Source organism: Halorubrum salipaludis (assembly GCF_002286985.1).
Lineage (GTDB): Archaea > Halobacteriota > Halobacteria > Halobacteriales > Haloferacaceae > Halorubrum > Halorubrum salipaludis.
In genome coordinates this window covers 15,629-35,459 of the sequence record NZ_NSKC01000011.1, presented here as the reverse complement: position 1 = coordinate 35,459, position 19,831 = coordinate 15,629, and the positions used below count along the sequence as shown (strand labels likewise).

The window sequence follows — 19,831 nt, the reverse complement described above, 5'->3', positions numbered from 1 at the left end:
AATCGGATTCGGAGAGGGATTGATACGACTGCCAATCCCAGGTGTAGATACTATGACTGATACACTTCCGTTCGATGCCGTCCGCGAGCTCGACGTCGACGGGACGACGTACAAGATGGCCGATCTTCGAGCACTCGAAGAGCAGGGGCTCTGTGACCTCGACACGCTCCCTGTGAGCATCCGTATTCTGCTTGAGTCGGTGCTCCGGAACGCCGACGGCGAAACTGTTACTGCAGCGGATGTCAAGAATGCTGCTGGCTGGAAGCCAGACGTACCGGACGCAGAGGTTCCGTTCTCTCCATCACGAGTCGTCCTACAGGATCTCACTGGCGTGCCCGCAGTTGTCGACCTGGCGGCCCTTCGATCCGAAGTCGACCGCAAAGATCGGGACCCGACCCTGGTCGAACCAGAGATCCCTATTGATCTCGTAATCGACCACAGCGTCCAAGTCGACTACTTCGACTCCGAGGACGCCTACGAGAAGAACGTCGAACTGGAGTACGAGCGCAACGCCGAACGGTATCGCGCGATCAAGTGGGCGCAGAACGCCTTCGAGAACTTCAACGTCGTCCCGCCGGGGACCGGCATCGTCCACCAGGTGAATCTCGAGCATCTGGGCCGGGTCGTCCACGCCCGCGAGCGAGACGGTGAGAAATGGCTCCTGCCGGACACACTCGTCGGCACGGACAGCCACACCCCAATGATCGGTGGCATCGGTGTGGTCGGCTGGGGCGTCGGCGGCATTGAAGCGGAAGCGGCAATGCTCGGTCAGCCGGTCACGATGAAACTTCCCGAGGTCGTCGGCGTCCGCCTCGAAGGCGAATTACCCGAGGGCGCGACGGCGACGGATCTCGTGCTCCACATCACCGAACGGCTCCGCGAGGTCGGCGTCGTCGACCGGTTCGTCGAATTCTTCGGTCCTGGTGTGGAGAATCTCACAGTCCCCGACCGGGCCACGATCGCCAATATGGCGCCCGAACAGGGCTCGACGATCAGTATGTTCCCGGTCGACGAGCAGACGCTCGAGTATCTCGAACTCACCGGGCGTGACCCCGCCCACATCGACCTTGTTCGCGAGTACCTCGAAGCGCAAGGGCTATTCGGAGAACAGGAACCGGAATACACCGAGGTGGTCGAGTTCGATCTTTCGACTGTTGAGCCGAGTCTCGCCGGACATAAGCGGCCACAGGACCGGATTCCGATGGGGGACGTGAAACAGAGCTTCCGGGGACTTCTCCACGGGGAGTTCGAAGACGACCTCGATGATGTCGACGAAGACGCCCTACAGCGGTGGCTCGGCGAAGGTGATGCAGCTGGTGCGGAGACCGACGGCGGTGTTCAGGTCGAACCCGAATCGGAACTGCACCCGTTAACCAAACGCGTTGAGGTCGACCTCGACGGTGAGACAGTGGAAATTGGACACGGAGACGTCCTCGTCAGCGCCATCACGAGCTGTACGAACACTTCGAACCCGTCGGTGATGATCGCTGCTGGTCTGCTTGCCCAGAACGCCGTCGAGAAAGGTTTAGATGTCCCGCCGTACGTCAAGACGAGTCTCGCACCCGGCAGTCGCGTCGTCACGCAGTACCTCGAGGAATCGGGCCTGCTTCCGTATCTCGAAGAGCTCGGGTACGCGGTCGTCGGCTACGGCTGTACCACTTGTATCGGGAACGCCGGACCACTTCCCGATCCCATCGAGCAAGCGATCGACGACCACGACCTCTGGACGACGAGCGTCCTCTCCGGAAATCGGAACTTCGAGGCGCGTATTCACCCGAAGATCCGCGCGAACTACCTCGCGAGCCCGCCGCTCGTCGTCGCCTACGGCCTCGCAGGGCGGATGGACGTCGACCTCGAGAACGAGCCGCTAGGCACCGACGAGGAGGGGGGATCGGTGTATCTGGCGGACATCTGGCCCGACGCAGCGGACGTGCAGGCAGCAATCCACGAGAACGTCTCTCCTGAGATGTTCGAGGAGAAGTATGCCTCTGTGTTCGAGGGTGACGAGCGGTGGGCTGCTCTCGACGCGCCCACAGGTGACGTCTACGAGTGGGACGACAACTCGACATACATCCGAGAGCCGCCGTTCTTCCAGGACTTCCCCCTCGAAAAACCCGGCGTCGCCGATATTGAGGATGCACGCTGCCTGCTGACACTCGGCGATACCGTTACGACCGACCACATCAGCCCTGCTGGCCCCTTCGGATCTGACCTCCCTGCCGGCCAGTGGCTGCTCGATAACGGCGTTGAGCCGCACGAGTTCAACACCTACGGCGCGCGCCGGGGCAACCACGAGGTGATGATGCGGGGAACGTTCGCCAATGTCCGCATCGAGAACGAGATGCTCGACGATGTCGAGGGTGGCTATACGATCCACCACCCAACCGACGAGCAGACGACCGTGTTCGAAGCCAGCCAGCGCTACCGCGAGGAGGGAGTCCCGCTCGTCGTGATGGCAGGCGAAGAGTTCGGTACCGGCTCCAGCCGGGACTGGGCGGCGAAAGGAACGGACCTACTCGGTGTTCGCGCAACCATCGCCGAGAGTTACGAGCGCATCTACCGCGACAACCTCGTCGGCATGGGTGTGCTCCCCCTGCAGTTCGATGATGGCGACTCGTGGGAATCTCTCGGTCTGGATGGGTCTGAGATCTTCACGATCCACGGCCTCGATGACGGGCTCGATGTGATGGACGAACTGACCGTTATCGCCGAGCGCGCGGACGGGTCGACTGTCGAGTTCCCGGTCACAGCACAGGTCGGCACGCCGGCCGCCGTGACCTATATCGAACACGGCGGCATCCTCCACTACGTCCTTAGACGGCTCCTCATGCGATAATCTCTCTCAACTGACTCTATTTCTGGAAGCACAAGCAACACGAAAAACTTTGAGTCCAAATTAGCGTTTCAATCGTGCGTAGACTCTGTTCGGATGATGCCCGCTACGTTATCCATCTGAGCTGAAACGTGTGCGCTCTCACCAGCAACATGCGTAATTAAATCGTCCAGAGTGATCATCCCGATAACGCTCCCGTCTTCAACAACCGGGACGTGTCGAGCACCCGCTTCGTTCATTTGTCTCAGGACTTTTGGAATCTCAGCATCTGCTGGCACAGTAAGTGGGTCACGCGTCATCACGTCAGCAGCTCGTACGTCGTCTCCACTCGTCTCGGCTGTGAGCACACTTAACTCGCTTTCCTCGGTGAGCAGGTTAGCAATCAGGTCTCGGTCGGTGATGATACCAGAGATCTGATCGGATTCTTCGACGACCACGTACCTGGCACACCGCGATTGGGAGATCATCGTGTGAGCGATCTCGGCAACCGTGGCGTCAGGCGTGACACGGGCGACCGACTCATCAGCAATACGACCAATGTCCATCCGGAGGTCAGTTGGTCTGGTACCCATGCTAATCAGTACGACTCATAACAGGAAATAGCTTAGCATCAGCTGGTCGTCATAGAAATCCTCCACTCTTCAACCCTGAGAGACGACAATCTCCAAACTTTGTGAAGTTACAAAAAGTGTTACCAGCTACGCCACTATCCAAGAGCGCTGGCTTTTATAATCTAGTCTCAATAAGTAAAGAGAAATGTACGATACGGTTTTGCTCTCGACTGACGGGACAGTTGCTTCTGAGGAAGCTGAATCCCATGCTATCGCGCTAGCAGAGGCCCATAATGCCGATCTTCATGTTCTGTATGTAGTCGATGAGGACGTCGTAACAGCATACAGCGGTGACGAGTACGTTGATGAAGCCGAGGGCCCAGAACATGGCCTCGAAGAACTTGGAACGGAAACAATCGCAGACATCCAATATAAAGCGAAGGAGGTCGGTGTCAATGTTGTCAAAGCAATTGAGCACGGCCGACCGGCTGAGACGATTGTACGGTATGCTGATGTCGAAGATATGGATCTACTTGTACTTGGAACGAAACACCGGCCGGAAGAATACCGGGCCTTGCTCGGAAGCGTGACCGACCGCGTCCTTCGATTGACGACCCGCCCAGCGACCGTCGTGAAGACGGAAGTCGACGAATAGGGGAAGAACAGTCAGTAACGGCCGCCGTCAGGCGTGAGTCGGGCGCGCCGGCGTTCGAACTCCTCGTCGTCGATTTCGCCGCGAGCGTACCGTTCCTGGAGGACAGCGAGTGCGCTATCCTCGGTGGGGCCGTCCGATGGCGACCGCGTTGTCAGCCAGTAGACGATGTAGACGGGAAGGGCGATCAGAAGTGCCATCCACAGCAAACCGATCAACATCATCCCCCAGCTCCATATTCCCCACCCGGCCATGTGACCATCATTCCACATCCCGTCATGCCAGTCCCACATCACTGTATCTGGAACAGCAGCGTGCGTCAGAGTCATTCCAATGATGACGGCTAGCGTCAGTGCTCCGATGACGATGAGTCCCAGAGAACGAATCCCGCGTGCTTGAATTGGATTTTGCATTATTGTACTCCTGAAGAGAGTTCGGCGTGGTTAGCCGAGGATGTATTCGAGGGCGGGGTAGCGCTCGACGAGCGCTTCGCCGCCGATCTCGTACTGTTCGATGTACTGGTCGAGACCCAGGATGCGGCCCGCAGCGAACGCGGCGACCGCGAGGAACACGAGCATGTACGCGAAGTCCCCGTTGATGAACCCGTGGCCCATGTCCCAGTTGCCGAAGTAGAACATGAGCATCATGAGCGCGCCGAAGAACGCCGCGAGGCGAACGAACGCGCCGACGAGCAGGCCGAGGCCGATGAACAGCTCGCCCCACGGGACGGCGATGTTCGCGAACTCGACGAACCACGGCGTACTACCCATCCACGCGAACAGGCCCGCGAGCGGATTCCCGTTCGTCGCCGCGACGTTCGACAGGTAGCCGCCAGCGCCGAACTCGCCGGTGATCTTCGTGAACCCAGAGTACGCGAACGCGTAGCCCATCATGAGACGGAGCGCGAGCACGAACCACGCACTGAGACTGTGAACTTTCCCGCCGACGGTCAGACCGCCGACTCTGCTCTCGAGCTGATTCATGCCGGAGTCGAGTGTGGACATAGTTATTGCACCTTCAACTATCAGTACGGAGGCAGAGACGATATAACGGCGAGCCGGCGTTCTGAGTCAGAAAATCGGCGGGCTATATTACGCTCCTGTCGCGAGTAGAGACGTGTGACCGAGGAGTCCGACCCGTCGGAAATCTTCGCTACACTCGACGACGAGTACGCTCGCGACATCCTCGTGGCGACGAAGACCGACCGACTGTCTGCGAAGGAACTCAGCGATGAATGTGACATGTCACGCCCGACCGTCTCGCGCCGTGTCACCCGCCTCGTCGAGCAGGGCCTCCTCGAAGAGTATACGCACGTCGACCCCGGAGGACGGCACTACAGCGAGTACGAGGCTCGTCTCGAACGTATTGAAGTCCTCCTCCAGGCAGAGGGCTTCGATGTCCAGATCGATGTCCGGGCGGACCCCGCCGACCGGATTACGACCATCTTCGAGGAGATGCGGGGAGACTGACTTATGGAACACACGCTATTCGTCATCGGCAAACTGTTCACGACCGCGTTAGCACTGGTCATCGCATATCAGGCCTATCGCGGGTACCAACGACATCACACGCAGTTACTCCTGTACGTCGCCGCCGGCTTCGCATTGGTCGGGCTTGGCGGCCTCCTTGAAGGCGTCCTCTTCGAACTCCTCCAGGTGTCGATCTTCGAAGCAGGATTCGTCGCAGCACTCGTCACCGCAGCCGGGATGCTGTCTATCCTCTACGCCCTGTATGCCCCGAATCCATAAGGATTCAGGACGCCCATTCGACAAGCGGCCTCTGCGCGTCGTGCCCGGTTCGAAGCCGCTACTGTTCGGACTCCCCTCGTTCTCGATAGTGTAGCGTCGCAGTGGGAGTTATATCCATATCGGTCGTACCATATCGTATGATTCGAACACTCGTCGGTGTCCTCGGCGCTATCTCAGCGCTGTTCCCGGACGAAATCGTCGAGCTCTTCGAGAAACTCGCGATTTCGAATCCAGACGAGGGAACAGTGAGAGGGTGGATACGTCCAGCAGTCCGGTCGGAGGGTGTTCTGATAGCTGCGCTTTCACTCTTTAACGGGCGAGCATACGCGTTGCTGATGAATCTTACCGGCGTGTTCGGCGCGATAGTCCTCTTATTTCCCGACCTGTATCAGAGATTTGCCACCGCGTTCCTGTACGAGCGTCCAGAGTCGATAGAATGGAACGAGCGATTCCGCTTGGGCATTCGGGCTATCGGCGCACTCTATGTCTTTTTAGCGGCGAAGACGTACAGGGAGCGTCACAACGATACTTGAGCCTTCTCGCTATTGACACCTGGCGCATCCGATGTCTAGTTCGTTACGGCCGCAGGTATCACTTTGAATCTAAAGTTTGAGCCCCACGATATCAGTATGATCGAAGGGGAAATCCGCTAAAGAGAGGAGGCCGTGTGTATCCCTGTATGACGACGACGATCATCGTGGAAGGCATGACGTGCGGTCACTGTGAGCAGACGGTCGAAGAGGCCCTCGAAGAGGTATCCGGCGTGACTGACGTGACCGTCAACAGGGAGAGCGAACAGGCGAGCGTCGATGGTGAGGCAAATGTCACAGCTCTCGTGGAGGCCGTCGAAGACGCCGGGTACACCGCTTACGCCTGAGAATCGCGCGGACCACTCCGAGACAACGGCCAACCGTTGTCTTTGAAGCTTCGCTACGCTGGTCCTGCTGTACAGTTTCAGTGGGGAAGATTCAGGGGGCCAGCGGATCCACCTCTACAGAGAATATGGGCTATGGACGACCACAAAGATACAAATGAGAATCCCCCTGGAGGGGAACACCAGCAGGACGACAGCAGTCACCAGCACGAACACGGCGAGCAGGATGAATCGGACGCCGAGTCGGACGAGCAGCGGGTAGAACAGGAGCTACTGGAAGAAGAGGCACACCCTGCTGCGGAGAGTGAGACGGTGCTCGACGAGCAGCACGAGCACGCTGGACACGAGGGCGAAGGACACGACCACGGTTCCCATGAGGGCCACGGTGAGGGGCATGGCGGGATGCACGAGGGCCACGAGCAGATGTTCCGCCGGCGCTTCTTCGTCTCGACGCTCCTGTCGATCCCAGTCCTGCTATACAGCGAAATGCTGCAGGAGTGGCTCGGGTTCTCCGTCCCCGCGTTCCCGGGCAGCGAGTGGATCAACCCCGTCTTCGCGGTCATCGTCTTCGCGTACGGTGGGATGCCGTTCCTCCAGATGGCGGTGCCGGAGCTGAAAGACCGGTCGCCGGGGATGATGACGTTGATCTCGATGGCGATCACCGTCGCGTTCGTCTACAGTCTCGCGAGCGTGGTCTTCCCGACGCAGTCTGCGTTTTTCTGGGAACTCGTCACGCTGATCGACATCATGCTGCTGGGCCACTGGATCGAGATGCGGTCGGTCCGGCGGGCCTCCAGCGCGGTCGACGAACTGGCGAAACTGATGCCAGACACCGCCGAGCGTATTACCGACGACGGAGAAACCGAGGAGGTTCCCGTCAGGGAGCTCTCGGAAGGCGATCTCGTGCTCGTCCGGCCGGGCGCAAGTGTCCCTGCTGACGGCACCGTCGAGGAAGGTGATTCGGACGTCAACGAGTCGATGATCACGGGCGAGTCCAAGCCCGTCTCGAAGGAGCCTGGCGACGAGGTCATCGGCGGCACCATCAACGGCGATGGTAGTCTCCGCGTCCGTGTTGGCGCGACGGGCGAGGAGACGACGCTGGCGGGCATCATGCGTCTCGTCGAGGAAGCCCAGCAGAGCAAGTCCAAGACGCAGGTACTGGCCGACCGGGCGGCAGGCTGGCTGTTCTACGTCGCGCTCGGGGCGGCAGTCGTGACGGCGATTGCGTGGACCGTCGCGGTCTCGTTCGACGCGACCGTCATCGAGCGAGTCGTGACGGTGCTCGTCATCGCCTGCCCGCACGCCCTCGGGCTCGCCATTCCGCTGGTCGTCGCGATCAACACGTCGCTCGCCGCTCGCAACGGGATGCTCGTTCGCGACCGCATCGCGATGGAAGACGCACGGAATCTGGACGCGATCATCTTCGACAAGACAGGGACGCTTACCGAGGGCGAACACGGCGTCGTGGATATGGCGACCGTCAACGGCGTCGACGAGGACGACGCGCTCGGGCTGGCGGCAGCCGTCGAGAGTGACTCCGAACACATGATCGCGCGAGCGATTCGCGAGGCCGCCGACGAGCGAGACCTAACTACTCCCGACGCGACCGCCTTCGAGGCGATCAAAGGGCGAGGGGTTCGCGCAAACGTCGATGGAAACGAGGTGTACGTCGGTGGGCCGAACCTGTTGACCCAGCTCGATAGCGAGATCCCCGCCCATCTCCAGCGCTTCGCTGACGAGGCGGGACAGAACGCTCAAACGGTGGTGTATCTCGTTCGTGACAGTGAGTTGATCGCCGCGTTCGCGATGGCCGACGTAATCCGTGAAGAGAGTTTCCGCGTCGTCGACGCCCTCCACGATCTGGGAATCGAAGTGGCGATGCTGACTGGCGACTCCCAGGACGTCGCCAACGCTGTCGCTGACGAACTGGGCATCGACACGGTGTTCGCCGAGGTCCTCCCCGAAGACAAAGACGAGAAAGTCCAGGAACTCCAAGACCAGGGGAAGCTCGTGGGGATGGTTGGTGACGGTGTAAACGATGCGCCGGCGCTGACGCGAGCCGATGTCGGCATCGCAATCGGGAGTGGTACCGATGTTGCGGTCCAGTCGGCCGACGTCATCCTCGTCCAGAACAACCCGATGGACGTCGTTCGGCTGGTGAAGCTCAGTAAGGCGAGCTACCGGAAGATGCAGGAGAACATCGTCTGGGCGGCCGGCTACAACGTCTTCGCAATTCCGCTTGCAGCAGGCGTGTTGGCACCGATCGGGATTCTGCTGTCGCCCGCCGTTGGTGCGCTCCTGATGTCGTTGAGTACAGTAATCGTCGCGATCAACGCCCAGCTCCTCCGCCGCGTGGATCTATCCATCCCCGAGCTTCCAGGAGTGACACCATCCACTAGCACCCAAACTGCAGACTGAAACTCTGCCTGATCGCTTTAGGAGGGGTTTTTCGATTGCATACGGTTGGTATTCGGAATCAGAAAATCGGTGCAGTTTGGATAGATGGCACTCTGTAAACCGATTTAACGGGCTATAGATGCCAGTTTTCCCACTCACGCCGCGCCTCTTCTTGAGAAGCTGGTTGTCCTCACACGAGTTATCTCAGCATAGTTGATTCCAGAATCTCCCGACCAGTTTCTCACCCTCAACGTCGAGCAGGATGATTGAGTCATCATCAATGAAGGTGTTAGCTATGAGTGAACGAAGCGTAGCTGCGAGACTTACAGAGTACTTGTTTGTGCTGACCGATTCAACAGCAGCGGTTCCTGCGCAAAGAGGATGGGATCGCGCCGCTTGTGTGACTGGCTGATGGGATAGCTCACATGACTTCTCAGGAGCACCGATTGACCGACGCCTACCTTGTCGGGTTGACACTCACAGAGGCACTCAAAGCCGATCAGTCCCTCTGCACGGCTCTTCGAACTCTGGAGGGGCCGTTCGATTCGCTCAATGACGGCTACCCAGAGTGGCATCCAGCACCGCACTCGTTCGAGGGGATGGTACGCTTGTTACTCTACCGCGAACTCACTGGCGAAAGCTACCGTTCGCTCGCCCAGTATCCCGAACTCGCAGTTGTCTTCGACTTGGAGAAAATCCCCGACGAATCGGTGCTCTCGCGGACCTGGCGTAACCGGTTCGACGAGGCGACCCGGGAGTTCGTCACCACAGCCGCCCACTACGTCATCAAGGAAGTCCACGATCGCGACATCTCAGCGCCGGAGGTGCGGCCTAAGGCAGAGATCGTCGACGATGAGCAAGAAGCCGCAGATCCAGTAGAAGACAAATCCTTCTCACAGGAGGAGATCATCCAGACAACGCGCCTCGCGCGTGATCACGCCTTCGGTCACTTCGACTCTGGTCGGGCGTCGAACGCCTCGTACGAGGACACACAATTCTTTGAGCTACAGACGTTCATGGGGATGGTCCACTGTGGAACTGCGCAGGGAGCGACTCGCTTCCAATATCGCCATGGCGAAGAGTACAGCCCCCATGGTGATACCCACCTCCGCGCCGTCAAGCAGTTCGATCCCGAAGAACTCGTGAACGGATTCAACGAGACAACGGATCGATTGCTCTCCGTGATCGCCTCGGAAGCATCCTTTCGAAGGCCGGTCACCGCTGCAATCGATATCACGACTATTCCCTATTACGGAGAGGTCGAAGGAATGCCGATGGTCAGCGGGACCAAGGACAGAGACGGTCGAGCATTCAAATTCGCAACCCTCTCGATCATCGGGCAGAACATCCCGCTCGTTCTGGCGGTTGAGCCGGTCCGTGAGAGTTCCGAGTGGGATGAGAACCCGTCGAATCAGATCCATCGTACTGTGCGACGGCTCGTTCGACGAGCGAAAGAACAAGTTCCGATCGAGACGGTGCTGTGTGATCGAGAGTTTGACTCGATACAAGTGTTCCAGACACTCTCAAACCTCGATGTGAACTACCTCATTCCGAAGCGAGTCTCAAGCTCCGAACGGGATGTGCTCGAACAAATGGAGGGAGACGACCAAGAGGTGGCTGTTGAGTCGGCTTCTATCCATGTAGAATCTGGATCGCATCCAATGCGGCTCCTGTACGTGCCGTCGACGAGTGGGGAGGGAACGGCCGTCTTCGCGACGAATCTACGAGTCGGTCCTGAGGAAGCCGAGACATTCTGTCAGCGCTACAGCCGCCGGTGGCAGATCGAGAGTGAGTACAAATCGATCAAAGGTGATTTTCTCGCGAAGACCTCCTCGAAAGACTACCGCATTCGTTTGTTCTACTTCGTTTTCGCGGTCCTCTTGTACAATATCTGGCGGCTCACCGACTTCCTGCTGAAAGCGAGTGTGGGAGGTGAGATGGACTACGCACCTGTGATTACTGCGGGTGAGTGTGTTGAGCTCGTTGCCTCGTCGTTGATTCCACACGACTAACCGGCTGATCCCCCTGAGTCCGCCGTTTGGGAGTGACAACCCTAATCAGGAGCGGCAGAATCTACGCAATTTCGCACGTCCGCCCAGTAGATGCGATCGGTAAGGATCCAAATCAGGACTGGTCGGTGAGAAGAACCACGAAGTGATGTTAATTCGATCTGAAACTGGGCTATCCTCCGAAACTGTGGAGACCCACAATCTCGGAGGATAGATTTGATGCGTGCCTTCGTTTCGTTATTAAAACATACTATTATTTATGCTTTTTGAGTCCTCCCATATAGTATAATATCGACAGGATGTACTGCATAGGCGTGGATATCATCGATCGACACGATATTTACTACAGAGTGTGTCTGAGTAGGAGAGAGCAACAACAACATAAACACGACCTGCGTACCGAGGTATAAGCGATTGATACTCTACCACTTGACCACTTTGGGAAACAAAGGGTGTACCATCATCTCTATTTATATCGATCTGATATCAGACAGACGGACTCACCGATACTGAGATATGACTGGCAACTGTGACTTGTGTGGTCGTGTGATTCAATCTTCCACATTCGAGACTGTTAGTGAGCGGTCATTCTGTTCAAGTGGGTGCCAAGATGTGTACACGACGCTTGGAGTTCCCGATTCCCTCGATACCACCCAGACAACTGAGAACGGGATCGACCAAGAGGAAGACGCGGTTCCTACTGATCAGCATCGTTCTCGGACGTTTCTTCGGATCGACGGCATGTACTCCGCGACGTGTGAGGCGTATCTTGAATCTCTCGCCGAGAAACAAGAGGGAGTGACCAGTGCCGAGGCGAGTTACGTCACGGAGACGATCCGAGTTGAACACGATCCAGACACTGCTTCGAAGGAATCGTTGCGCGAGGCGTTGAGCACTCTGGGGTACACGGCGTATCTCCGTGAGGATGCCTCATCAGACGTGGGAGAGGCCGGTGGCACGACACGTCGATCACGGGAGATGGGTGGGATTCGAAAGCGCCGAGACGACCAGCTCTTGGGGATGCGATACTCCGTTGGGTTCCTCTTCGGTGCGTTTCTGTTGGTCCCATACGTTGCGATCCTCTATCCAGCGCAGCTCGCGTCGATTTTCGACTGGCAAGTGCTCGAAATATTTGAGGGCGCATTTCGGTTAGACAGTCAAGGGGCATTCGTATTCCTCCGACTGTATTTCGTGATGACTGGTATCATTCTCGTCTTTACCGGTCTGCCAGTGTTGCGTGGCGCGTATATCAGTCTCAAAATGCGACGCCCGAACACCGATCTGTTGGTCGCACTCACCGCCATCAGCGCGTACGCGTACAGTACGGCTGCCGTTATCCTCGGGCAAAACGACATTTTCTATGATCTCGCGATCATCGTCACGGCCGCGGTTACCGCGATGGTATTCTACGAATCGTCAATCAAACAGCGGGCACTTGATCGTCTCACCGAGCTCACCATATCACAGGTCGAGAGTGCACGAACGTACGACTCGGACGGAGAGACTGAGGAAGTTCGCGTGGAGAATCTCAATACAGGGGATGTCGTGCTCGTTCGACAGGGCGAACGTGTTCCAATAGACGGTGAACTGGTTGAAGACAGCTGTACCGTCGACGAAGCGATCGTGACAGGTGAATCGCTTCCGGTGCTCAAACGCGCCGGAGACGACGTGATCGGGGGGTCGATCGTGACGGACGGTGCAGCGTTGGTCCGTGTCGGCCCAGACGTAACGAGTAGTATCGACCGGATAACGACCGCCGTCTGGGACCTACAGAGCGCGACTCACGGCGTCCAACGCCACGCCGACCAACTCGCGTCGTACGCCGTCTTCCTCGTCGTCGGAGCCGCTGTCGCGGTTGGCAGCGTCGGTGTACTCGCATTCGGGATTGGCCTGCCAGATGCCCTCCTCCTCGCGCTGTTGATCATCCTTGCCGGCTCGCCGTGGGCCCTCGGACTTGCGACGCCCTTGTCGGTCGCGAAGAGCCTCACCAGTGCGCTCCGGCGCGGGATCATTATCTTCGACGAAACAGTCTTCGAACGGCTCCGCGATGTCGACATCGTCGTCTTCGATAAGACGGGGACACTCACAACCGGAGAGATGGAGGTGATCGAAGCGGACGCGCCTCCCGAGTTACTCGACGCCGTCGCCGCACTCGAACAACGGGCGTCACACCCCGCCGCGAACGCTATCACGACGGCGTTCGCCGGGAGTGACGATGGCGACGCCGCAGCGGCTCAGCCGGACTCGGGAGATGACGCGGTCGGAACGGAAGGCGTCGGTCAGATACGCGAGTTCACGAACCATCGGTCGGGTATCGAAGGCGTGATCGGCGACACGTCGTACCTCGTCGGGAACCTCGATCTATTCGCAGAACAGGGGTGGACCGTTAACGACGACATCCGGTCTCGGGTCGCCGACGCTCAGGGATTCGGACAGCTTCCGGTCGTCGTCGGTCGCGACGGGACGGCAGAGGGACTGATCGTCGTCGGGGACGAGCCGCGAGAGGGCTGGGACGACACCGTCTCTCGGCTCGGGGAACGAGGCACGGAGATCGTCGTCCTGACCGGCGACGACGAGGAGGCGACAGACTTCTTCAAGCGACACGACGCCGTGACGCACGTCTTTGCGACGGTTCCGCCGGAGGGGAAGACGGCGACGATCCGGCGGCTCAAATCTGATGGGCAGGTCGCGATGGTCGGTGACGGTACCAACGACGCGCCGGCGCTCGCCGCCGCCGACCTCGGCATCTCGCTGGGCGGCGGGACGGCGTTGGCCGCCGACGCCGCCGATGTTGCGATCGTCGACGACGACATCCGCTCCGTCGAAACCGCCTTCGACCTCGCGGGAGCGGCTCGCCGTCGCGTGAAACAGAACAATCTCCTCGCGTTCTCCTACAACGGTATCGCGCTCGCGGCGTTGGCCGTCGGGTTTTTCAATCCGCTGACGGCAGCGGCCGCGGTCATTGCCGGTGGTGGGTTGATCGCGGTAAACACTCGACGGAAGCTAATCGGATAGGGGGTACGACCTCCAAACGAGCGCGGATCCGAGCCGTCTCACCGACATGGATTGAGGGTGGCTATCACGGTGCGCGCATCGTCGATCTGACTGTCGAGGTCGCAACCCGGCACCTCACCGGTTCTGTTTCTTAACGACTATCCTTGTCTAGACACTACTACGACCATGGAGCTCGACTTTACACGTTCGGTGGTTCCGCTTGCCGCGATCGTCACTCTCGCAACGGTCGCGCTAACCGCAGTGATGGCAACTTCGACCGTTTTTATGATGGTTCTTCCCTCGATGATCGCGTTCTCGGTGGTCGCGTACTTCCTCGGGATGAAACACGGCGAATTCCGCGCTAGTCCGTAGCGGTCCTGTCCGGTATCGTTCCAAGCTCACAGCGTCCGTCCGTCTGAAGCGTCCTGATTCGGGTTACTACGTCCGGTGGTCCGCACTTCGTTTCAACAAAACTTGATGAGCGACCAGCAACCGAGGATCGACGTGGCCGGGATGTTTACTCGGTGACTCCCGCACTGAGCTCAGACGCGTCCTGCCGGACGGGTGTCGGGGAGTCGATCGAATACACGAGCGTTCCGGTGAACAGTGCGATGCTCCCTAACAGGAATATCGAACTGAGCGGCGACGCTGAATCGACGAAGATCCAGTATATTGGTGCCGCGATCGTCGGGCCGGCCGCGATGACAGCGACTTGGGAGACGAGGGGGCCACAACACCCACACGTACACGCACCGACGACCGTCGCCGTCCCGGCCGTACTCTGTGTCGCTCCCGCCTGCTGATCGAGACGCCATGAGTGAGCGACGGCGGCCGCGTTCAACCCCACGAGGACGCCGAGGAGTCCGAGCACGATGACTACACCGGGAGAGATAGCGATGAAAAACGGAACGTCGGGGAGCAGGACCTCGAGGGTGGGCCATCGCACGATCTGATACAGTACGTTCAGGACCGCCACGGTCGTCTCTTGCGGAGCGCCCTCCTCACTAAAGAAGGATAGGTATCCCGTCGTCGCCATAAAGAAGAGGCTCACCATGGCTCCGACGCTGAATCCGAACCGACGCGCCACCGGATCCCGAAGGATCGTCGACAGTGCCGTGCCAACGTCGTTCCAGAGGATGTAGCCGACGAGTAGTGGTGTCGCGAGGACGATCCCGTACCCGATCGGGTTGGTGTAGCCGCTGAATCCGGGCAGCAGATACGGGTACAGTATCCAGCCACCGAGCAGCATGCCGAGAGCCATGTACCGGGGACGTGTCGTCCATCGCACGAGTCCGGTGACGAAACTCGCGACCACAACTAGCAGGCCGGTTCCGATCGCGAGCGGCTGATACCACGACCGCGGGAACGGCATCGAGTCCGCCTGATACGTCGGATCCGGGGCCAGGCCTTCGAAGATGATCGCGCCGGCGATAGCAACACCGATGCCGACCGCAATTCCGTATAGAGCGGTTCTCGGCGAGACCCGCCCCCTTCGCTTGAGGAGGATGAGCGTACCGACTACGAGAGCACCGATACCAGCGATCGCCAACCCGTGCGATTGTGAGAGTCCCGACGATTCAGCGCCACCGTGGGCCGAAACTGTCGGGATCAGAGAAAGGAGACTGATCCCGACAGCAACCAAGACGAGTAGGCGGAGCGACCTTCGTCGAGGTTTCGGTCTGTCAGCACCAGCGCCCCCTTTTCCGCCTTTCTGGGTCATTGCGAGGGGTTAGTGACTCACACACAATTATCTGTCTCTCTCGTTCCCCCCGAGACGGACCTCGTGACTGCCCTCAGAGTCTGTATATGCGTGGAACCGTCCTGTAGAGTTCTTCGGGACGGTTCAGAAGTCCGTGTCAGATCGCGTCAGTTCGGTTCGTAGCCGGCGTACTCCATGAGCTGACTGAAGATGTCCGAGTCCATGACGGAGCGGTACACCACGCCGGTAAGCATGCCGCCGGGGTAGAACGACCCGTTCATCACGTGGTTGACCTTGTGGCAGTGCATGAGGTAGATCCCGGGGTCCGCGTCTGCCGTGAACTCGATCGTGTGCCGTTCCGCGGGGGCGATGTTCGTGACGTCGATGTCGTGTCTGGCGGCTTCCGGAACGACCCCGCCGTCCTTTTCGACGCGCTGGAAGCGATGGTTGTGGATGTGCATCGGGTGCGACATGTACCCGCCGTTGACGAGGTGTACGCGGACCAAATCGCCTTGATCGACGATGATCGGCGACCCCTGTTCGGGGTGGAGCGTCCGGGGCGCGCTCTTCCCGTTGACGGTGAAGACGTCCGGCGTCCGCGAGGTCGTGTCGTACGTGAAGTTCCCCTCGCCGCCCCACTTCTTCGGGATCCGCGAGTCCCAGTCTTTGATCGTCATGAAGTACTCCCGGTCCGCCGGTTCGTAGCCCTCGGGATCGACCCGGAAGATCCCGTACATCCCCATATCGATGTGGCGGTGGGTCTGGAGGTGGCAGTGATACAGGTGCGTCCCCGGAACGTTCGCCGGAATCTCATAGGTGTGCTTCTCGCCCGCGGGGACTTTGATCCCGGTCGACGTCGGGACGCCGTCGTTCTTCCACGACTTGGTGACGCCGTGGAAGTGGATCGTGTGCGGCCGGCGCCCGTTCGTGTTGTCGAGCGTCACCTCCATGTCGTTCCCCTCGGTCGTCCGGAGGATCGGACCCGGGACGCTCGGGTCGTGGTCGTCGGCCTGCCACGCCCAGACGCGGGGGAACTCGACCGGCCCGCCCATCGAATCGAGCGGGTGGACGGCGTGTCGCGCCGGCTGCGTCCCCATCGTCACTGACCCGCCCTGCTCGTCGACGTTGACGACTGTCGGAGGGCTGGTGTAGGGGAGATCTGACGAAGATGTCTGTGCCTCGTTCGGAGTGTTCGTGGCCGCCGTCGGCGCGTTAATCGTCTTCGACGAACAACCCGCCAACGCCGATACGCCCGTCACGCCGGTCGCAGCAAGAAATTCTCGCCGGGACAGTCCGGTTCCGGGGGCACCGAAAGGTGTCGTCATGGTTCATTCGACACATTGGGCTGTCGCGACAAACGAGGACTGCAGAATCCCTGTTTTTGAGAAGGCAAGCGAATATGTTCGACAACAATCGGACGGGTTTCACAAGCAAACTAAGGGTTTGCTGTCGAAAGAACTGAGATCTGAGACCCACAGATAGCAAACAGTTACATTCCACCTGTTGCCGTCAGATACGCGCTCGTGAATTGAATCGCATTGTACGCACCGTGAATCAGAGTCGGAACAACGAGGTTATCGGTGTACTCGTAGGTTGCACCGAGTACCAGAGCTAGAACGAATGCGATACCGACGTACACGAGCTTCCCTTCTCCACTCAACGAGAAGAGATGGATCGATGCGAAGAGGGCGCTCGCAAGAACGATTGCACGGGTTGGATGTAGCGTTTCTCGGAGTGTCCCCTGAACCAGTCCTCGGTATAACAGCTCTTCGCCCGGACCGACTAGCAGAAACGATAGAGGAATGAGAATTAGAAAGGCTGTCGGATTTTGCTGACCAACTGTTACTACTTGGTTTTCTGCTGATTCCAGTCCGAGCGAGGAGATAACGCGTGATGAGACAATGAGTAATCCGAGGAGTGTTCCTACCCCCCCGATGGTTACAGCAACATCTCGCCTGTCCGGAATCGAAAGCGAAACGAATTCGAAGTCGAGATTTCGGAATCTGAGATAGAGGATTGAGAGCCCTCCGAATGTCACCCCCTGTAACAAGATCGTGCTCATTACGAGGCGCAACGATGGACGAGCGGTTACATCGACCCCGAATGCGCCCAGCAGTGCGGCAACGGTGGTGACAATTACCGACCCAATAACCGTTGAGCCGTACGTGAGCCCAACTGCACTCCCGACAGACTGAATCCGTGTCGTTATCTCTGTCATTTGATGGAATTGGTACTGGAGCGGTCTGGACAAGCTATACGGTGAGCGTCGATACTCAGCCGTGGCAATAGTTTATTATGGATTTTTGTCATTGATTGTGGTGTCTCGTCTGGTTCTGGCTCAGAGTCATCCTCAAACAGGTGAGTCCTACGGCTGTGACGAGCACGAATGCGAGAAGTGAGAGGTTCGGGATCGTCAGTCCAAGTATCGGTGCCTGCCACTGGACGGTGGCACACGGTCCACCGAACGAACAGGTGGTTGTCGTCGCCTGCAGGATCGAGTGATAAGCGGCGATCACTCCACCGGTGACTGAAAGCGGAATAACAGTCCGCCAGACTGCAAGGCGAGCTTCAAACGTTGCGACACCGAGGACGACAACGAGCGGGTACATCAATATTCGTTGGTACCAACAGAGGTCACACGGTATCAGTCCGAGGCCAAGGCTAAACCAGAGGCTTCCAGCTGTTGCGATCCCGGCAATGAGGGCTGCACTGCCCAATACGACCTGGATCCAATCACGATCCATTTGCGAGTTGTTCAATGAGGGTGCGGGTTCGTTGCTCGTCACTCAGCGGGTTAACCGTCTCACCATCGATTACGAGGGCCGGAGTTCCCGAAACGCCGGCGTCGGCTGCTGCCTGACTCGTCTCTCGAATCGGCGATTCGTAGGCTTGTTCCTGAATTTTTGTCTGGAGCTGTTCCGTCTCCGTTACTCCAGCCTCCTCAGCGAATGACATGAGTTTGTTAGTGGTTGCCCACTCCTCACCCTCCGGTGGTTGATTGGCGAAGACGTATTCGTGGTATCGCCAGTAGGTTTCAGGAGCTACATTCCAGACACCGAGGCCACCTTGAGCGGCACGAGGGGAATCAGAGCCGAGGAATGGCTCACCGTCGATGTAGGCCAACGCACGGAATTGTAGGCTGATGTCTCCGGGCTCGACGTAGTCTGTGACTATATTGCCGAGAAAATCTGTGTTGAAGTCCGCACAGTACGGACATTTCCAGTTCCCATAGTAGGTCACCGTTGGTCGGTCGGCAGCTCCCGCTCTTGCGTACGTGGATGATGTGGGGTCGTCTGGGTCCGGCGCGTTAGCTACCGCATCTACAGCAGTATTTGTTGATTCATTATTTTCGCCACCGAGACATCCACTGAGCGCCAATGCTCCACTTGTCGCGAGGAACTGGCGTCTTGTAAGCAGTCTATGTCCTCCACCAGATGATGTGAGCAGAGTCGAGATGCGTTCGCTATCGGTCATGCTTCTCCCCATATTTTGGATTTATCGACTCGTGTGTGACGAAGGTAGGTCGTAAGGACGGTCATGAGCAGGCTGAGAAGAATGAGAATAGCGACTCCGAGGTGAGTCGTGACTATTATTGGTTCGAGGTCCTCTGTGACAGTCAGTCCTCCGAGTACGACCTGAATTGGAAGCAAGATGAGTGCCGTCGTTGCGGACCACTTGACCAACGTATCGTCTGGGTAGAAAATCCACGCACCAACTGCTGTCCCCGCGATGAAGAAGCCAGCAGTCATCGCAAGTCCCCGGTGGGCCCATTCGGCAAATATCTGTAGGGCAGAGTACGGTGAATTTGCGATGATATCAGGTTGGAAGAAGGGTACCCAGGTACCGTAGCAACTCGGCCAGTCGGGGCAAGAAAGTCCGGCACCGATTGCACTCGTATAGGCGCCGAGAAGCATTACGATGTACGTCAGAATCAGCGTCAGGCCGGCGATGTGCTCGTACTTAACTGGACCCTCTGAGATCGTCTTTCGAAGGTAGTTTGAGTTCGCTGAATTTTGGGCCATATCTCGATTGATGGGATGCCTCCCAATTACGATAAGGCTGTTAAAGGCATGA

19 protein-coding genes are annotated in these 19,831 nt (G+C 58.4%); 10 read left to right on the top strand and 9 right to left on the bottom strand.

Features of this window, described 5'->3' with window-relative positions; genetic code table 11:
* The first annotated feature begins 52 nt into the window (after positions 1-52).
* Complete coding sequence (gene acnA, locus CK500_RS15000; RefSeq protein WP_095638031.1) at positions 53-2,836, top strand: aconitate hydratase AcnA; 2,784 nt, start codon at positions 53-55, stop codon at positions 2,834-2,836.
* A gap of 68 nt (positions 2,837-2,904) precedes the next feature.
* Here acnA and CK500_RS14995 read toward each other — a convergent pair whose 3' ends face one another.
* Entirely contained in the window at positions 2,905-3,405 is a 501-nt protein-coding gene (locus CK500_RS14995) for a CBS domain-containing protein (RefSeq protein WP_004594590.1), read from the bottom strand.
* A gap of 184 nt (positions 3,406-3,589) precedes the next feature.
* Here CK500_RS14995 and CK500_RS14990 point away from each other — a divergent pair, with 184 nt between their 5' ends.
* Positions 3,590-4,039 (top strand): universal stress protein, encoded by a 450-nt coding sequence (locus tag CK500_RS14990; RefSeq protein ID WP_095638030.1) that lies wholly within the window; start codon positions 3,590-3,592, stop codon positions 4,037-4,039.
* Positions 4,040-4,050: 11 nt separating this feature from the next.
* On the opposite strand, the gene CK500_RS14985 is transcribed toward CK500_RS14990, so the two are convergent.
* Positions 4,051-4,449 carry an SHOCT domain-containing protein gene (locus CK500_RS14985; RefSeq protein WP_049986209.1) on the bottom strand — a complete coding sequence of 133 codons (399 nt, stop codon included), beginning with the start codon at positions 4,447-4,449 and terminating at the stop codon, positions 4,051-4,053.
* Positions 4,450-4,479: 30 nt separating this feature from the next.
* Positions 4,480-5,040: a DoxX family protein gene (locus CK500_RS14980; RefSeq protein WP_095638029.1), complete on the bottom strand. Its 561-nt coding sequence runs from the start codon at positions 5,038-5,040 to the stop codon at positions 4,480-4,482.
* Between the two features lie 114 nt (positions 5,041-5,154).
* On the opposite strand from CK500_RS14980, the gene CK500_RS14975 reads away from it, so the two are divergent.
* The 8 genes from CK500_RS14975 to CK500_RS14940 all read left to right on the top strand — a co-directional run bounded on the left by CK500_RS14975 (position 5,155) and on the right by CK500_RS14940 (position 14,430).
* Positions 5,155-5,505 (top strand): ArsR/SmtB family transcription factor, encoded by a 351-nt coding sequence (locus tag CK500_RS14975; RefSeq protein ID WP_095638028.1) that lies wholly within the window; start codon positions 5,155-5,157, stop codon positions 5,503-5,505.
* 3 nt (positions 5,506-5,508) lie between these two features.
* On the top strand, positions 5,509-5,784 hold the full coding sequence (locus tag CK500_RS14970; RefSeq protein WP_004515576.1) for a DUF7521 family protein: 276 nt from the start codon (positions 5,509-5,511) through the stop codon (positions 5,782-5,784).
* Between the two features lie 137 nt (positions 5,785-5,921).
* Positions 5,922-6,317 carry a hypothetical protein gene (locus CK500_RS14965; RefSeq protein WP_004594583.1) on the top strand — a complete coding sequence of 132 codons (396 nt, stop codon included), beginning with the start codon at positions 5,922-5,924 and terminating at the stop codon, positions 6,315-6,317.
* 146 nt (positions 6,318-6,463) lie between these two features.
* Positions 6,464-6,661: a heavy-metal-associated domain-containing protein gene (locus CK500_RS14960; RefSeq protein ID WP_095638027.1), complete on the top strand. Its 198-nt coding sequence runs from the start codon at positions 6,464-6,466 to the stop codon at positions 6,659-6,661.
* Between the two features lie 132 nt (positions 6,662-6,793).
* Positions 6,794-9,076, top strand: a complete 2,283-nt coding sequence (locus CK500_RS14955) for a copper-translocating P-type ATPase (protein WP_095638026.1) — start codon at positions 6,794-6,796, stop codon at positions 9,074-9,076.
* Positions 9,077-9,480: 404 nt separating this feature from the next.
* A complete protein-coding gene (locus tag CK500_RS14950; protein ID WP_095638025.1) occupies positions 9,481-11,067 on the top strand; it encodes a transposase in 1,587 nt (528 codons plus the stop codon).
* A gap of 513 nt (positions 11,068-11,580) precedes the next feature.
* Entirely contained in the window at positions 11,581-14,079 is a 2,499-nt protein-coding gene (locus tag CK500_RS14945; RefSeq protein WP_095638024.1) for a heavy metal translocating P-type ATPase, read from the top strand.
* A 165-nt stretch (positions 14,080-14,244) separates the two neighbouring features.
* Positions 14,245-14,430 (top strand): DUF7333 family protein, encoded by a 186-nt coding sequence (locus CK500_RS14940; RefSeq protein ID WP_095638023.1) that lies wholly within the window; start codon positions 14,245-14,247, stop codon positions 14,428-14,430.
* A 145-nt stretch (positions 14,431-14,575) separates the two neighbouring features.
* Here CK500_RS14940 and CK500_RS14935 read toward each other — a convergent pair whose 3' ends face one another.
* The 6 genes from CK500_RS14935 to CK500_RS14910 all read right to left on the bottom strand — a co-directional run bounded on the left by CK500_RS14935 (position 14,576) and on the right by CK500_RS14910 (position 19,779).
* Positions 14,576-15,778: a hypothetical protein gene (locus tag CK500_RS14935; protein ID WP_233139213.1), complete on the bottom strand. Its 1,203-nt coding sequence runs from the start codon at positions 15,776-15,778 to the stop codon at positions 14,576-14,578.
* A gap of 146 nt (positions 15,779-15,924) precedes the next feature.
* Entirely contained in the window at positions 15,925-17,082 is a 1,158-nt protein-coding gene (locus CK500_RS14930; protein WP_095638022.1) for a multicopper oxidase domain-containing protein, read from the bottom strand.
* A 164-nt stretch (positions 17,083-17,246) separates the two neighbouring features.
* The gene (locus CK500_RS14925; RefSeq protein WP_198951588.1) at positions 17,247-17,819 is read right to left on the bottom strand and encodes a CPBP family intramembrane glutamic endopeptidase; all 573 of its coding nucleotides are present in this window, start codon (positions 17,817-17,819) and stop codon (positions 17,247-17,249) included.
* Between the two features lie 244 nt (positions 17,820-18,063).
* Positions 18,064-18,501 carry a disulfide bond formation protein B gene (locus CK500_RS14920; protein ID WP_095638020.1) on the bottom strand — a complete coding sequence of 146 codons (438 nt, stop codon included), beginning with the start codon at positions 18,499-18,501 and terminating at the stop codon, positions 18,064-18,066.
* The gene (locus CK500_RS14915) at positions 18,491-19,231 is read right to left on the bottom strand and encodes a DsbA family protein (protein WP_095638019.1); all 741 of its coding nucleotides are present in this window, start codon (positions 19,229-19,231) and stop codon (positions 18,491-18,493) included. The genes CK500_RS14920 and CK500_RS14915 overlap by 11 nt, the downstream gene beginning before the upstream one ends.
* Positions 19,228-19,779 (bottom strand): COX15/CtaA family protein, encoded by a 552-nt coding sequence (locus CK500_RS14910; protein WP_095638018.1) that lies wholly within the window; start codon positions 19,777-19,779, stop codon positions 19,228-19,230. The genes CK500_RS14915 and CK500_RS14910 overlap by 4 nt, the downstream gene beginning before the upstream one ends.
* Positions 19,780-19,831 lie beyond the last annotated feature (52 nt).